Annotated in this window: 13 protein-coding genes; 1 reads left to right on the top strand and 12 read right to left on the bottom strand. The window is 60.6% G+C overall.

Translation table 11 applies throughout. The features are described from left to right. Nucleotides 1–6: 6 nt before the first annotated feature. From cas1e to E0L17_RS07705, 10 genes are all read right to left on the bottom strand, one after another. Nucleotides 7–999 (bottom strand): type I-E CRISPR-associated endonuclease Cas1e, encoded by a 993-nt coding sequence (gene cas1e / locus E0L17_RS07660; RefSeq protein WP_167930663.1) that lies wholly within the window; start codon nt 997–999, stop codon nt 7–9. After that, the gene (cas6e, locus tag E0L17_RS07665) at nt 992–1,693 is read right to left on the bottom strand and encodes a type I-E CRISPR-associated protein Cas6/Cse3/CasE (protein WP_167930664.1); all 702 of its coding nucleotides are present in this window, start codon (nt 1,691–1,693) and stop codon (nt 992–994) included. Before cas6e ends, cas1e begins: the two co-directional genes overlap by 8 nt. Nucleotides 1,694–1,701: 8 nt before the next feature. Next, entirely contained in the window at nt 1,702–2,454 is a 753-nt protein-coding gene (cas5e, locus tag E0L17_RS07670) for a type I-E CRISPR-associated protein Cas5/CasD (protein WP_167930665.1), read from the bottom strand. A 2-nt stretch (nt 2,455–2,456) separates the two neighbouring features. Beyond that, the gene (cas7e, locus tag E0L17_RS07675) at nt 2,457–3,590 is read right to left on the bottom strand and encodes a type I-E CRISPR-associated protein Cas7/Cse4/CasC (RefSeq protein WP_167930666.1); all 1,134 of its coding nucleotides are present in this window, start codon (nt 3,588–3,590) and stop codon (nt 2,457–2,459) included. A 10-nt stretch (nt 3,591–3,600) separates the two neighbouring features. After that, nucleotides 3,601–4,257: a type I-E CRISPR-associated protein Cse2/CasB gene (gene casB, locus E0L17_RS07680; protein WP_167930667.1), complete on the bottom strand. Its 657-nt coding sequence runs from the start codon at nt 4,255–4,257 to the stop codon at nt 3,601–3,603. A gap of 14 nt (nt 4,258–4,271) precedes the next feature. Beyond that, nucleotides 4,272–5,900, bottom strand: coding sequence for a type I-E CRISPR-associated protein Cse1/CasA (gene casA / locus E0L17_RS07685; RefSeq protein ID WP_167930668.1), 1,629 nt, complete (start codon nt 5,898–5,900; stop codon nt 4,272–4,274). Between the two features lie 165 nt (nt 5,901–6,065). After that, a complete protein-coding gene (locus tag E0L17_RS07690; RefSeq protein WP_167930669.1) occupies nt 6,066–9,179 on the bottom strand; it encodes a CRISPR-associated endonuclease Cas3'' in 3,114 nt (1,037 codons plus the stop codon). After that, a complete protein-coding gene (locus E0L17_RS07695; RefSeq protein ID WP_167930670.1) occupies nt 9,172–9,825 on the bottom strand; it encodes a 3'-5' exonuclease in 654 nt (217 codons plus the stop codon). The genes E0L17_RS07690 and E0L17_RS07695 overlap by 8 nt, the downstream gene beginning before the upstream one ends. Before the next feature lie 118 nt (nt 9,826–9,943). Further along, on the bottom strand, nt 9,944–11,362 hold the full coding sequence (locus E0L17_RS07700; RefSeq protein ID WP_167930671.1) for an ATP-binding protein: 1,419 nt from the start codon (nt 11,360–11,362) through the stop codon (nt 9,944–9,946). 378 nt (nt 11,363–11,740) lie between these two features. Next, on the bottom strand, nt 11,741–12,481 hold the full coding sequence (locus E0L17_RS07705) for a hypothetical protein (protein ID WP_167930672.1): 741 nt from the start codon (nt 12,479–12,481) through the stop codon (nt 11,741–11,743). 222 nt (nt 12,482–12,703) lie between these two features. On the opposite strand from E0L17_RS07705, the gene E0L17_RS07710 reads away from it, so the two are divergent. After that, a complete protein-coding gene (locus E0L17_RS07710) occupies nt 12,704–14,086 on the top strand; it encodes an ATP-binding protein (protein ID WP_167930673.1) in 1,383 nt (460 codons plus the stop codon). Between the two features lie 9 nt (nt 14,087–14,095). Here the strand turns inward: E0L17_RS07710 and E0L17_RS07715 are convergent, their stop codons facing one another. Beyond that, nucleotides 14,096–14,887: an ADP-ribosylglycohydrolase family protein gene (locus E0L17_RS07715; RefSeq protein WP_206109066.1), complete on the bottom strand. Its 792-nt coding sequence runs from the start codon at nt 14,885–14,887 to the stop codon at nt 14,096–14,098. 35 nt (nt 14,888–14,922) lie between these two features. Further along, nucleotides 14,923–15,760, bottom strand: an 838-nt coding sequence (locus tag E0L17_RS07720; protein ID WP_167930674.1) for a PDDEXK nuclease domain-containing protein, incomplete at its 5' end; no start/stop codon positions are given.

Raw genomic sequence — 15,760 nt, forward strand, 5'->3', positions numbered from 1 at the left:
GTCGCATCATCCTTCGGACTCATCGGAGTATTGCCTTCCGGCGGCAACCTCTCCGTTCTTCTCGTCCCAAAGCTTCAGGTCGTCGCCAAACGACTCATCTTGGTCAATGCCCATGGAGAACAAGCCCGTTATGTCCTCGACCATGCGCTTCATAACAGAGAGGTCGTAGAGAGCATCCCGCATGTTCTTGCGGGTAGCAGAGCCGATGTCATCTGGATGCATCGCCGCAGTCTTGAACGCCACGGGAATGGAGAGCTCGGCCTTGTATAGATCGGCGATGTCATACACGAACGACCTCTCATGTCCGGTGTGTACGAACCCAAGTCCGGGCGAGCAACCCAACGCAACGATGACTGCATGGGCAACGCCGTATAGACACACGTGTGCCGCAGAAAGCGCCTTGTTGATCTCGGACCCCGTATCGAAATCGTCTGGGTCGAATTCGCGACGCTTCCACTCAACGCCCGTCTCCCGGGACCAATGCCGATACACCCTGCGGATGCGGGCGCCCTCACGACCACGTAGCTGCTGCATCGTGAGCGCGCTCACGTCCTCGTCCGGAAAGCGCAGCTGATACATCTGCCGGGCGACCGCGAGTCGCGTCCTCGTATTGGAGACCAAGCTCGCCTGACGCATGAGAAGGCGGCTGGAGTGCGTCAGCGGCCGCCCAGACGCATACATCCTCACGCCGCGCTCGCCCACCCAAATCACGCTCGCGCCGTTCTCCCCTATCGTTGCCATGGCCTTGTGGGAGATGCTCGTCCCGGGGCCCAGCATCAAGACTCCCAGCGTTGCGACCGGTATCCGAATCGTCCCCTCGTCGTCAGTAATCGTGATGGCGTTCTCCGCCTGATTGACAACGCAGCGCTCGAAGTAAGCGAACGAAATGCGCTCGTCGGCACGAACCAAGTCGGACAAAACGGGCGGGACGACGCTCGGCGTCGCCCCGCCCTCAGAACTCGCATCCTTACCCAGGCCGAGAATGGCGTCATCAGACATCGCCGGGCTCCCGAAGCGGGGCGATGGTCATGAGGCCACATCCAAAGCCGCGGGCGCGGCCCAGGCCGAAGCCGAGCGTGTGCCTAAACGTCTCTGCATCAACGACCTCGAGAACGCCATCGTATTGCGCGGTCGTAAGTGTAACAACGTTCCCCTGCCTCTTGAACCGCTCTCGACGACGATGGGACACGGTAAGCCGTTCGAACCCCTCCTCTGTCTGCGCGATGCGGAAGCCGTGCGCCTCCGCGCGATCCATGAGCCACGCACGCTGCTGAGCCTCAGTAACGTGGCCCTGGAGCGTGCCAACGACTCCCGCACGCCCCCTTCTTCCCTTGTCGACAAGAACCTTGCGCACCGGATTCGCTTTAAGCCTGAACTGCCAGAGCTGCCCTTCGGACACCCGGTCAAGAGCAGGGTCGTATTCCTTGGTCACCCAAGAAGGAGATGCCACTGAGGCCACCTGATCGCAGATATGGGTGAAGTCCGGTTTATCGGGACTCACAACGTAGAGCCAGACCTCCCGCTCGTTGCCCGGAACCTCATCCAAACGCCAGAGGATTCTGCCCCTCTCGTCCTCGCGCACGGCGCTAGGCGCAAACGCCTGCTCAACCGCCGCGTGAACCTTGTAGGGCGAGCTAACGAACGCAATGGCATCTAGGTTTGTCAGGCCCAGCGGAACTCTTGATAGATACATATGTCACCTCACTCCATCCATCCCAGAGGGTCATGAACGGGCGCCTCTCCCACATTTGGCTCCAAGACGGTCGCCGCAGAAACTTTGTCACTGCTGGCGTCATCAAGAGCGACGATGTCGGGGTTGGGCACCCGCAGTCGGGTGACGGGCCTGCACGCGTAGCGCCTTCCCGCGGCGCTGTACGTGAGTGGGTAGTCCGCCCAGCTCTCGCAGACCTCCCCGTCGCGCGCGTCAGCGACCATCTCAAGCGCAAGCACGTCCGCATGGCGGGACTTGTATCGCTCGGAAGCCCTCCAGGGCTCTCTGGAAAGCACCTGACGGACGTCCCGCGCCTCTCCATCGATGCCCAGGCAAAGCGGCATATCTGCCGGGCACGACCTTCTCCCCAGATAGAGAGGCCTGCGCGGCAGCCTTAAAGCCACTTCCACCTTCTCGAGCATCTCATCAGGCCCTCCGAGGGCGACGAGAAAGCAGGCGTCGGCAAGATAGTAGCGGTCCGAGAGTGGCATGGGCTTACCGCCATCCATTGGCCGCTCGGTCTGAAAGTCGCGCATGAGCTGGCCCGGCTGCTCAACACGAACAGCGAGCTCGAGCTGCGCAAGATCGTCCACCGGGTCTTCGCGTGTTCTGCCAAGCGCTGAGGCGATGAGTCCCACGATTCCGCTCTTGGTCGGCTCGCGTCTCGTGGTTCTTCTCGCATAGCGCGACGAGTCCCCCCAAGACTGCATGGGCCCCGCAAGGCGGATGAGAAGAACGGCCATGATTACTCCTCGGACGCAAGAGCCGATTCGATCGCCTCGCGGACGGCGCTCACCAGAGTGTCGAAGGAAACGCCCTCCCCAAAGTACTCGAGGGACGCAGCATCCACGCCATACGAGACGTGCCAGCTCTTCGTTGCCGGATGCGCGAAAGCGCCCTCGACATCCTTGGCACATGTCGCAAGACGCTCCGCGGCAATCTGCGTGATGGAGCGGTCGCGCTCGGCGTATACGGGACGCTCGAACGCCGTGGCCAGGTTGATGGGCTGGTCATCGCGCAGCGAGACAGCCACCATGTTGGGCAGCGTACGGTTGGCAAAGGTATTCTGCTTGCCAGTTGGCATGGACTTGACAAACGCCTCCACGAAGGCCGCCACCCCGCATGCCGTCGCCTCGGCGTTCTCCAGTTGCCCCATGAGTGCGTCGACGTTCACGGTCGCATAGCGGTAGAGCGTTGAGGAGTTGAAGCTTACGGTACCCAGCATCCCGGCTCCAGCGTTGTCATCTGCCGCGCAGTCATCCACGGCGGTGAAGTAGTCGTACTCCTGGGAGATCTCGTTGACCGAGATGGCGTGTGCGACCTGCGAGCACGCATCGACGTTGAAGTCGGACGCATCGGCGAGCATGCGGCCGAACAGGGCGATGTCGACCGCCTGGATCCCCTTGAACGCTTTCTGGACGTCCTTCTTCGACTTGCTGTCAGGCTTCTTGGGATCGACTCCCCCGTCCGCCCAAGAAATGGCAATGTCCGCTAGGTCATCGAGCTCACGATTAGCGATAAAGACAAGGTAGCCCGTGGCAAGCGTCCCCTCGTCGGAGCCCTTCCTGTCGGTCTCGGACGACTTGATGCCCGTGGCGTCCAGCACCGCCTTGGCAAAGTCGACGGACTGCTCGGCAAGGTCCTCACGCTTGGCGGCGATGCGATCCGCGATGAGCGGCACGACGAACTTCGTGCGCACGCCCAGCTGGCCCTCCGGTAGGAGGTCAGAGAACATCTCGCGCATGGCGCGCTTCCACGCTTGGCTGGAGACGCGGGCTCGGAGCGCCCCTCCATACATGGCGGTCTTGGGACTCCCGGTGTCATCACGGTTGATGTTGCTGGGCGGAACGCTCTGAAGGGCATAGAGATCAAGGTACATAAGATGCCTCCTAGTTCTTCTCGTCAGCCGACGCGCCAGCGGCCTCATCTGTCGTCGCCTCGTCGGACACGGTCGTAAAGTAATCCCGCCCCCAGCGCATGAACACGTCGCCGCGGGCGCCTGGGAACTGCAAGAGGAAGAGGTCGCGAGTGAGCAGGTAGTAGTCCACGCGGACCCCCTTGTCTCTCATGAGCATGATGAGGGCGCGCATATGGTGCTCAACGCCATCCATATCCCGCACGCCCTCTATGGAGGCCATCCTGCGACGAACCCCCTTTGCCTTGTCCTTGTCGTACTCGATGCGTCGGCATGACCACCCGAAGGATCGACGCCGGGCACCCGTCTCCCCAGAGGAACTGGTGATAGCCATGGGGCTATCTTTAGACTGCTGGTGATAGGCATAAAGCCTCAGAGCAGCTGTGATGGCACGGAGCGCCCTTTTTTCGTCCGCCTCGGACAGGGCGAGGTCGAGAAGCCCCTCGAAGAGGTCCTCCCCCACGGAGGCCCAAGACGTGCCTCCGGGCATTCCCAGCCGCCGTAGGCGGGCAAGAGAGGCCCGCGCATCTGCGGCATCGGAGCCTTTTCCAACATAGGCGCGCTGCAGCCGAGCAATCTTCCTCTGCGTAAACAGAGCCACCTCGTGCGCGCGCTCATAGAGCGACGGCATATCGTCCTCCCTTCTTAAAATAACGCCTTGACTAGACCGCCCTCAAACCAGGCAAGCGCCTGGCCAACTGAGACGTCATCGTGTTCCGAGAAGCACGAGACGTGCCGATAAGACACGTACGCATTCGCCAGCCTTCGGAGTACGAACTGAGCCTCCTTGCGCCACGCAAGGCAGTACTCGTCCACTCCCTCGTCGGGGAACTCGGCAATTCGCGCACGATACAGGGCGTCGAGAGCGTCATAGGCACCTTCACGAACGTCCTCCCGCGATGCCTGCGCCGCAGAGTCCGAGAAGGAATCGTAGCGCCGCTTGTCGCCCTGGGCGCGCTCCACGTTCTGAACAAATCGAACGAGAACGCCCACCGCCTGATCGGTGCGCTCGATGACATCAAGCATCTTGACAACGGCCTCGGAGTCCTTGCGGAGCAACGTCGCACGCAGGTCAACCGAGTCCGTAATGGCATCGTCCACGACACTGCTCTGCGTGCCATAGCTGACTCCCTGGCACACGATGCGGACATTGAGGCGCCAGTCTTCGGGACTCTGAGCATCCTGCAGCTCCGACATCCAGCGGATGACGCCGGGGCGAAGCTTTCCTCCATCGGCAAGCGCAAGCAGGCTGGGAAGACCGCGCCAGAGAGCGCGGGCCGTATCTGGCGCAACAGGCATGAGCGGCACGGTTGCGGTGCCCAGCTTCTTCTGCTGCTGCTTGCTCTCACGCCATCCGGTCATCATCTCAAAGCGCTGCTTGTTGGCCGGAATCAAGACATCCCCGTAGCTGATGATGACACCGCGGACGCACGATCCGTCCTCGCTGGGAATTAGTCGAATCCTCCGACTCTGCCAGGTGAGCAGGTCAACTGGTCCGGTCGGCTCTCGCTGGCAGGTATCTGCCGAGGGCACCTCGCGCTCCCAAGGGGCATAATCATCTGAGACAATAACGGAGACATTGCTCAGAAACAGCACGAAGTTCAGGAGCAGGGTCTCGAAGAGATTCTGGCCCTCCAGATAGATTCCACCCAGCGCTCCGCACCATCCCGTGCCAAGCGCCCCCTTGGGGGCGTACGCCTTCCCGCTCTTGGCAGAGGTGTTTCCAACGACGGGGCTCTTGATCCCGGCCGTGTGATAGGCCTGTACAACAACCAGATAGCGCGCAGCAAGATCAAACGGCAGCGAGTCCAGATGCGCGGGGCTCCTCATGGAGAAGAGGAACTTCTCCGGCTTAGGAACGTCCAGCATGAGCTCGCTGACAGAATCGAACTCCTTCTCCCCCATATAGTCGAGGCCGGGAATCTGATAGAAAGGATGCTCATCGTCGAAGAGGTCAAACTCATGAGGGTAGTCAGCGAGGTACTCATCGATTTGGTCCGACCCGAAGCACCCCTGAGATCGAAGTTCCTCCCAGCGCTCCTTCTTCTGCTTTTCCCCCAACTCCTCGAACTCATAGTTGATGCAGTAGACGAGTGCAAGCAAGAGACGCAGAAGCGCCAGCCCCTCACCGGGAATCTCACCCGAAAGACGCCGAATCTGATGGGCTCCGGCCAGAGCGTCCCGTATCGAGACGACATCGGCAGTGCCATCGAGCCGCTCAACGGGAATCCAGGGCTCGAATCGCAGGTCGTAATGTGGGTTCTGTTTGATCATTTCTTCCTCCTTTCAGTTGTTCGATATACTTGAATAAGTGCAGATAACCCCACATTTGTGGGGAACAAGGGCAAAGTATTCTCATCTCAAGGTTCAGTCCACCCTTTGGCGGAAACACCGGATAAAGTATCCTGAGTTAAAAATAACCGAACTGAGATGATAATACTAAGAAATCCGGCGAACGATCGATAATCCCTCTTCTCTGGTGTAACGCACGCGCTGGTCAAGTACCTCTGCCTCAAATACCTCCGGTTCGCCCTCAACCTCTTCCATGGCAAGCACCAGCCTCCCCGCCAGAACGGGAACGCCCTGCCATGCGGCAACCCAGCGCTCGCAGCCGCTCTCGAGTTCTTCAATGAGCCTATCGAGCTGTTGTGGGCGACCCAGAGAGAGCGGCAGCCTCACCGCACACTGAGCGAGTACCATGGACAGCGCCCAGTCTGGCTCATATGCAGTGGGAACCTCTTGTCCTCTTTCGACACCGCTCTTCTCGTCACTCACCCAAGGAAGCAGGTAAACACAGCCACCTTTTCTGCTGACAAGAAGAACCTCGACGGTCTCCTGCGTATCTCTGACCGCGCACTGCCCCGCATCTTCGCTCATCCGCGAATCCGAGCTATCCTCAATTGCTCGGCAGAAGAGGTTCGTGAGCGTCTTCTCGTTTTCCGAAAGATACTTCGCCGACGGAAGGAGGAAATCGCCAGCTCGCAGCCTCTTGTCCTGGACCGTCTTCGCTCGTTCTTCACATGCATTGTGGTACGAGGAGAGCCACCCCTCTGGAATCTCCCCCTCCGCAGCGGGAGAATACGCTAGACGCACCAGCCTAGCGATGTCCTTCGGCAGGGAGAATCTAACACTCGCTTCCATGCCAAGGAGCCCACTTACCGCAAGGGCCTCCATGAGAGACGCCCTGTCATAGACCCTTGAGACCCCCGGCACGAACGCTGGGCCTTCAGGACCAATTTCCTCAATGCCGCGGAGGAAGCAGCGAGCCTTTCGCAGGCGAGCCGGACGGTCCTTCTCGCCCTCGCCGCGGACATGACGATGGTCCCTTCCCAGGCGTTGCATCAGAAGGTCGATGGGCGCGGCGTCAGTGACGAGAAGGTCGAAGTCTATGTCGAGCGACTGCTCGAGCACCTGCGTTCCCACCACGATCATTCGCTCAGGACGCTTGCCGTTGGACCGCGTCGCGTCGGGACCGAGCAGGCCGCGGAGCACGGTCTCGTTCTCCATGCGGTCGAGATCCATGAAGCGCGCGTGGGTCAGCATAACCTCGTCGCTGCCAAAGGAATCCCGCAAGGCTCGATAGGCCGCCTGCGCACGCGTCACCGTGTCGCACATGACCCCCGCGACGCCGCCCTCACTCAGCTCCTCCTTCAAAAGGGCAACGAGAGCTTCGGGCTCATCAGGTAGAACCGACACATCTATCTGAGCACCTCGCGACGACGGCGAGCATTCAAGCCTCTTGATACCTGACCCCGAGGCAATCGTGATGAGCGGATATGCCTCATCCACGGGAGCCGGCTCCGGCACTCTCTTTTTTGCCCTGGCCTGCTCTCTGCGAGAGAGCCTTCTCCGAGAGGGGACGGTAAGCACGTCGCCATAAGCTGACGTGGGCACACAACCAACCCCCTGAGCAGCACGTCCTTCTCGATAGGCCTCGGCCAGTTTTTCACGCACCACAGTGGGAAGCGTGGCGGAAAGCAAGATGACGGGGCAGCCCCACGCCCCCAGCCACTCCAGAATGCGCATCAGATATTGCTGCATGTAGCTGTCATAAGCGTGACATTCGTCAATGATGACCACCTTGCCCGCAAGGGCAAGCTGCCTCAGTGAGAGATGCCTCATGTCGAGGGCGCCCATGAGCACCTGGTCGACCGTGCAGACCACGAAGTTTGCCAGCATGCCCTTCTTGCGGCCCTGCATCCAGTCGGACACCACGACGCGGTCATCCCTCGCGGTTGCTCCATCCAAGTCGACGCCCATGGAGCTCAAAGAACGACGCGAGCGAGAAGAACGAGCGATGCCCTGATACTCCTCGTTAAGCTGAGCCTTCCCATGCGCGAGATAGATGCTCGAGGGACCCTGCGCGGCAAGGTGATCGAGCCATCGCCGGACACGGCCGAACATGGCATCCGTCGTCGCCATAGTGGGGAGGGCGACGCACACGCCCCCGCAGCCAAACTGCGCTCCGACAACCTCTGCTGCCGCAAGCGCCGCCTCGGTCTTCCCCTCGCCCATCGGCGCCTCAATGACCACGAGAGAAGGCTCCGTCATCTGCGCTGCAGCCTCCATCGCTGCCTTCTGGACGGGGCGCGGAGCGCAGCCCTCGGGCAGGCCAAAACGTCCGCAGAACCAATCGTCCGACGCTACGGGCTTCTCGCCCGCCCAGCTAGGAGAAAGGTCGAGCTCACGCCATGCTCGATCTGCGCGCGCGTCAAGTGACGTGTCGCCCTTCTCCTCCGAGGAGCGATGTGTCGAATTCTCGCCAGGAATCAGCGGGACCAGCGGGAACAGGTCTTGATTGCTCGCAATCCAGTCCGCCATGATGAGAAGGCCGCAGGCGACCGACTCGGTTGACGCATCCCACGCGCAGTGCGCGAGTAGGTCCATGTCCTCATTCGACAACCCTGTCATATGGAGGGCATAGTCAAGGAGCTCTCGTTGGACGCTGCGCCAATCCTCACCGGCATCGTCGGACGTGTTGCCCATTTCCGTCGTCAGGATAAAGCCTTTATGAACCCGATCTTTGTCTGGCACGTTCCCGTGATGAGCCCCCACTATGGAGCCCCAGGCATCAGCTTGCTCAAACGACCAGTCGAACGTGTCTTGGAGATAACGAATGACGAGCACCTGACCGGCAATGGGATGAGTGGGATGCCTGCTAGCTGAGAGACTAGCCTCGATGAACAGACCAGCCTTTTCCGGTTTCCATGCAAGGCTCACCCATCCCCCGTCCCACCCACGGCCACAGGGCTTGGCTTGGAAGATGGGCGTGGCCTTTCCTATGTCGTGTGCTCCGGCAAGAAACACGAGCGCCTTGCGAGCAAGCCCCTCGTTCCCACGACAGTGTCGTGCAAACAGATTCCTTACGTTTTTCGGAACCCACCCATCCCAAAGCCTGGCCATGGTTCGTGCGGTATCGCTCAAGTGGATATAGAGCGGCAGCCAGACGGAGCTGTCCTCCGAGTCGGTCTTTGCCCAGAGGGCGCGGGCTCTTCTCGAGAGCTCGATGGCTCCGCTTGTCAACGAGTCAACTTGAGCCGTGAACTCACTCATCTTGTCTACCTCTCCCGCGCGTCTTTGTTCGAGAATAACGTGCCACAATGCCCAGATATGACCTAGATGATGTGGGGCGGATCCCTGCGGAATCCCTCCCGATCATGGCCCAGAAACACCCCAACGTTGCCTGAGCATCCCCCAACGCATCGTGGGCACGCAAAGGAATCCCGTAGTACGTTGCGCAGTAGGTCAGAGAGACCCAGGCATACCTCTGGCGGTCAGTATCCCATCGCCCTGCAACGGGTGCGAACTCTCGCATCACGTCAAAGACCGACGCGTTGCCGAAGGAGATGCCTGCCGTCTGAAGAAACAGGAGGTCAAAGGCAACGTTATAGCCAACGATAAGATCTGTGCCTTCGAAGAACTCCTCAATCTCCGGCTTCAGCAACGCCAAAGACGGACAGCCTTCCACCATCGAAGGAGAGATGCCGTGGGTGCGCTGCGCCAAAGGCCAGCCTGAGTGATGTTCGGGTCGCACGTACCGAGATAGCAAGACTTCGCCATCACCGCGAACAAGAGCAATCTGGAGCACCTCATCAGAACGCGGATCGAGCCCCGTGGTCTCGGCGTCGAGACACACGACCCTATCGCGCGAAAGTTCGCGCAGAGCGGTAATGTCCCCCGTTCTGTACCACAACCTCATTGAGCCTCCGTCCGCGATGGCTTCTCATGCCTAGACCATAGCAGCCGGACCGGACAATAATTCCCCCTGGGCTTCAAGCGGGGAAACTCGCCCGGCAAAATGAGCTTATATAGGATTACTAAGCCCTCACGTACCGCTGGAACTTGCTCCTCGGAACCTCTGGCATGGTGAGCACGAGCTTTCCCGCACGCACCAGCGGGAGGATCCGCGTGCGTCGAGCGGTCTCAACCTGAATCCCAAGCTCCTCCGCGATCTCCTCCCTGGACCGGGGCTCGCGACAGAACTCGAGGATTCGCTCCTCGTCGGCAACGACCTCGTCGTTCTTCTCGGCACTCCCGCCATAGAGCGTGCACATGAACGTACCCCTGCGCTCCACAAACTCCGGCTCCCTAAGCCCTGCGGCGCGCATCGCATCGCGCATCGCGGGAATCCCCGAGTGTCGGTTTTCCACGTCATGCGTTATCTCAAGCAGGGAGACGAGCGTGGGGTTTCTCGTTGGGAGGCTCTCCCGGCCCAGAGCCTCCACGGTGTTTCCGCCGAAAATGCCGCCGGGATTGACGCACTCGATCCGGTTGGAGTACACAACCAGACGGACGGGGGTGCCTATCGCATAGGGACCATAGTCCCTGTGGACGAGGGCGTTTGCAATCATCTCCCTCACGGCAACCTCCGGGTACTCCGGAATGTTGTCGCGCTTGAGGCCCTTCACGACGGACGAGACACGGACGTTGCGAGCAACGAATGCCCGCGCATCCTCCAGCATCTGTGGGATAGTCCCCTCGATGGTCCGGTTGTCCAGGAAGCGCTGGCCCTCCTCGCCGGTGCCCATATGCTCCCCCGCCACGGCGACCGCGGTGATGCAGCAGTTCCGGTAGAGCCTCTGGGGGTAATCGCCAAGCGTCATCATTCCCGCAAGCGTCGGGGCGTCATCGCGCAGGACCCCCGTGAGGCGGAGCACGTCATCGTCGCTGCGACCCTCGAGGCGGGGGCGGTCCCTTCGGGCGTCGAGGATGTATCGGGCCGTGGAGTCGGCGTCGAGCATGTCACGCGTGGCGTCGGGATGTACCGAGACATCGTCGGAGACGCCCTTCTTGAAAGCGTCGATCTCGTACAGCTCGGCGTCGGTCATGCGCTCGTCAGCATCACCAACGCGCACATAGGACCCCTTGAGCATGCCCGACGTGCGCCGGTACGCAGGGCGCTCCCCCATCATGAGACCGCGAATGTGAGCGACGACAATCGTCTTGCCGTCCAGCTCACCCGTCTGAATGAACGGATGGATCTGCGGCTCCATCTCGCGACACTGTTCGACGACGCTCTTCTGCAGCGCCTGGGCGTCGTAAACACCGCACAGCTCAAAGCCATTCGCCTCGTCGATGCCAAAGACGATGGCGCCACCCTCCTCCTGGTTCGAGAACGACGAGAGCGTGTCGTAGATTCGTGGGGCGCCCTGCGCGGCCGCCTTCACCTCAATGGTCTGCGTCTCACAACGCATAGAGAGGACGTTTTGGATCAGCTGGTTAAGGGACTCCGGCATAGTGACCACCGCCAAGGTTGGTTATTTCTCGGTACCGTAAATATACCGTAAAACCGTATATCTATATCGTTCTTTTACCTTCGATACCGTAATTTGGCTAAAGATGCCGTTATCTATACCGAAAAATCTCGCTCAATACCGAAAAATCGACTGTCACATCTCGGCCCCTCGCCGCAAGCAACACCTTGCGATTCCCAGCCAGAAGCTCCCCCATAACCGAAATCGTGGTTTTATCCGTTTTCGTTATTTTATTTTTTCTCGTTTTTTTATTCGAGAAATGCGGCTCACTGGGCGCGGTCGAAAAGCGCCCGCCCTCAATACAAAACGGGCCCGAGAGCAACTCCCGGGCCCGTGAAGTCCAGCGCTACCGTGCGACTACTAATCATGAAAGTCGTCTTTCACCAGCGACCACGTCCCGGCCAGGAAGTCGACAGGCTCGGTCGTCTCCTCTATCCGCACGCCGATTCGCTCGAGGAATCCCCGGTACTGCTCGTCAACGCCAAAGAACGGGTCCGTGTCCGCGCCGCTCGGGACCCCCTTCTCCAAGAGAGCAAGGCACAGCTCGCGCTCGTCCTCCCATCGCTTACCGCGCCGCCACACGTCATGGATGCGAGCGCTGGGACTCGGGAGGATCCAGACCGTCCTGTCCTTCCGGTTGTGGAACCCGGCGCACTCCGCGATGTCGACGACGTTGATGCGGACGATTCCGCGGTCGGTCCTGCGCTCCTCTTTGTCGCGTATGAACCAGGTATGGAACAGGCGACCACCGGCCGCAAACACGTCGCTCTTGACCGGATGCAGGTAATGGTGGCGCGCGACAAGAACCGACACGACCGCAAGCACGGCAAACACGACGAACACTGAGCCGCCGATCGCGGCGAGCCACGTGACGTCCTGATTCCCGAACTCGCCGCGCAAGACGCCATCGACGAGCGTCACGATGACGATAGCGAAGACGATGAAGAAGACCAGGGCGAAGGCCGCCACCCCGAGCGCCGTGCTGTCGTGCGCATAGGAGCGCCCGAACGTCTGGGCGGCCCTTGCCGCGGCCTTCTCGTCATCGGTCGGCTCGACGATCTGTGCCAGATGCTGGCTCGACCACTCTTGTCCCCTGCCCATTGCCTGTCGCCCTTCGCAAATCAAGCGCCATCACCACAGCAAGCTAAATCCGAACATCAACAAAGATAGCGCCACCATAGGGCAATCGAACTCATGTAGCGGTGAGTGCCCCGTCATCCTCGCCGAATCATGACTGTCCGCCTCATCATCCAGCGGGTGACGTAGTATACTTTTACTCAATAATTTTGACTCAACTTTTTTGAGTAAACTGAGGTGAGCAAAATGTCATTCATCGGCCGCAAGAGGGAGCAGGAGAGACTCCTCGCCCAGTTCTCCTCCCCCGCCCAGAGCGCAACGCTCGTCTACGGCAGGCGTCGCGTCGGCAAGAGCGAGCTCATCCTCCATGCCATGCGGCAGGCCAGCGACACGCGCACCATCTACTACGAGTGCCGCCAGACCACCGCCGAGAACAACACGAGAAACCTCTCCGAGGTCATCGCGGAGGCCTTTGAGATGCCCCCGCTCGCCTTCTCCGACATCGAGGCCGCCCTGCGCTTTGTCTTCGACCGGGCGACAAGCGAGAAGATCGTGCTCGCCATCGACGAGTATCCCTACCTCCGCGACGTCGTGAAGGGAATGGACAGCATCCTCCAGGTTCTTCTCGACGAGCATCGCGACCGATCGCACCTCTCGCTCATCCTCTGCGGGTCGTACGTAGAGGTCATGAAGTCCCTGCTGGAGCGTGACAACCCCCTCTATGGGCGCATCGACCTCAAGATCAACCTCCAGTCGATGGACTACTACGAGTCCGCGCAGTTCTATCCGGAGCGCTCCTGCGAGGACAAGGTTCGTCTCTTCAGCGTGTTCGGGGGCATCCCGTACTACAACCGCCTCATTGACAAGAACGCCTCGATCCGGGAGAACCTCATTCGCCTGATTCTCGAGCCGGACGCGCGGCTTGAGGACGAGGTACCCTCCTACCTGCTCTCCGAGATCTCGAAGATCGGAAACGCCCATGAGATCTTCTCCGCCCTCGCCGACGGGCACGCCCGCTACCGGGACATCCTGAGCCAGTCGCACGTCTCCAGCGGCGCGACGCTGGTCAACGTGCTCAACAGGCTGATTGGCATGCAGCTCGTCCAACGACGCTCGCCCATCAACGACCCCAACAACAAGAAGCGCACCTCGTACGTCATCTGCGACGGGCTCTCCAAGTTCTACTACCGCTACGTCTTCAGGTACCTGTCGCAGCGCAGCGTCCTCGACCCCGAGGTCTTCTACGACCGCTACGTGAACGACGACTTTGAGACCCAATTTGTCCCCCACGCCTTCGAGGAGGTGTGCCGCCAGTACCTAGTGCGACAGAACCGGATAGGCAACATCGAGCCGCCCTTCGACCTGATTGGCGCCTATTCCTACGACGACCCGGCGACAAGAACAAACGGGGAGTTCGACATCGTCACCAGAGACCCGCTTGGTTACGCCTTCTACGAGGCGAAGTTTCGCTCGACGCCCATCACGCAGCGAGCGATCGAGGAGGAGGTCGAGCAGGTGCAGCGGACGGGGCTCGTGTGCCACAGGTACGGGTTCTTCTCGCGCTCCGGGTTCGAGGCGCAGCCCGACGAACGCACGGTGCTCATAGGGCTTGAGGAGATGTACCGGTAGAAGGTCGCCTCAGAACAGGCAGTTCTCGATGAGGTCCCTGCCGCGCAGCTTGTCGAGCCACTCGGACGGAATCCCCTCGATGCCGTAGACGATGCCGGCGAGCGCGCCGGCGACGGCGGCCGTGGTGTCCGTGTCGTCCCCGAGGTTCACCGCGGCGAGCGCGCACTCGGCGTAGCCCGACGTGTTGGCTAGGCACCAGAGCGCGGCGTCGAAGGTGTGGTACACGAAGCCGCCGGAGCGAATCTCATCCACGGGCCGTGCGGCGACGTCGCCCGCCACGTCCGCCGGGCTCGCGCCGGCGATGAGGTCCCGCGCGATGTGAACCATGGCGACGCATGCCTCCGTGGACGTAGGGTGCGCGTGCGTGACCGCGGAGACGGCGCGCACCTCGTCGTCGGTGGCGTCGGTGAACGCGAGCGGGACCGTGCGCATGAGCGAGCCGTTGCCGTTGTCCCACTCCCCCGCAAGGCCGTGCCCGCGCTCGAGCGCCTCGCGCGTGGCGTTGCCCACGTCGAAGAGCCCGTCAACGGTGTAGGCGTCCTCGCGATACCATCGCACGAAGCGTGCGCGGATGTCATCAACGTCAATGCGCCCGAGCTCACGATAGCTGTCGCAGATCGCGAGCGTCATCGACGTGTCGTCGCTCCACGTGCCCGTCGGCTTGTTGTGGCTACCGTGACCGACCATGTCCGTGCAGCGGAACGTGCCCCGCGGGCGGAACTCGTACGGAACGCCCAGGGCGTCGGCCACCGCCTGGCCATAGACGCAATCACGAAGTGTTGGTATGGTTGCCCCTCTCAAAACGGCACCTCAAACATTACGTCAAACGAGATAACTCATCCGCGCAGCTCCGCCTCAATCTCCTCAATGGTAGGCAGAGAGCCGCGCAGCTCTTTCGGCATCAACCTGGAAAGCTCGTACTCGGATATGCCAATCGGCTGGCTGGAGCCCTCCACCGCGTACTGCGCCAGAACATTGTCTTTGCCTTTGCAGATAAGAAGCCCGACCGTGGGCTGATCAATCTCGCTCTTCAGGATGTGGTTGACCGCTACGACGTAGGTCCCGAGCTGCCCCACGTACTCCGGCCTGAAGTCGGTGTCCTTAACCTCAATGACCACATAGCAGTGAAGTGCGGCGTGGTAGAAAAGAAGGTCAATCCACTGCTCCGTCTTCCCCACCACCAAACGATATTCCCGCCCGAGAAGGGCAAAGCCCGTCCCCAGCTCCATCAGAAACTGAGAGATATTGGTCATCAGGGCATCCTTGAGCTCACGCTCATCGTAGTCATCGCGAATGGCGAGAAAGTCGAACTGATAGGGGTCGCGTGTGATCTCCTGAGCGAGATCGCCCTGCGGGGCGGCAAGCGCACTCGAAAAGTTGTTTACCGCCTTGCCCTGACGCTCATAGAGACCACTATCCAGATAGTTGAGCAATACGGCGCGCGACCAGCCATTCTCCACGGTCTTACGGATGTAGAACTCCGCTTTCTCGCGGCTGCCACGACACTTGTCAATAATCGTTCTGATATGGCCCCATGGGACAGAGAACAACTCATCGCAAGCCGGCAATTCTGCCATAAGTTGTGGCAGAATTGCCGGGCCCACAGGAAACAGCTCGTAGAAGCGCTTCATGTACCGAAGGTTGCGCGGCGAGAAGCTCTTGGCGTTCAGAATC

The organism is Olsenella sp. SW781 (genome assembly GCF_012027725.1).
GTDB lineage: Bacteria > Actinomycetota > Coriobacteriia > Coriobacteriales > Atopobiaceae > Thermophilibacter.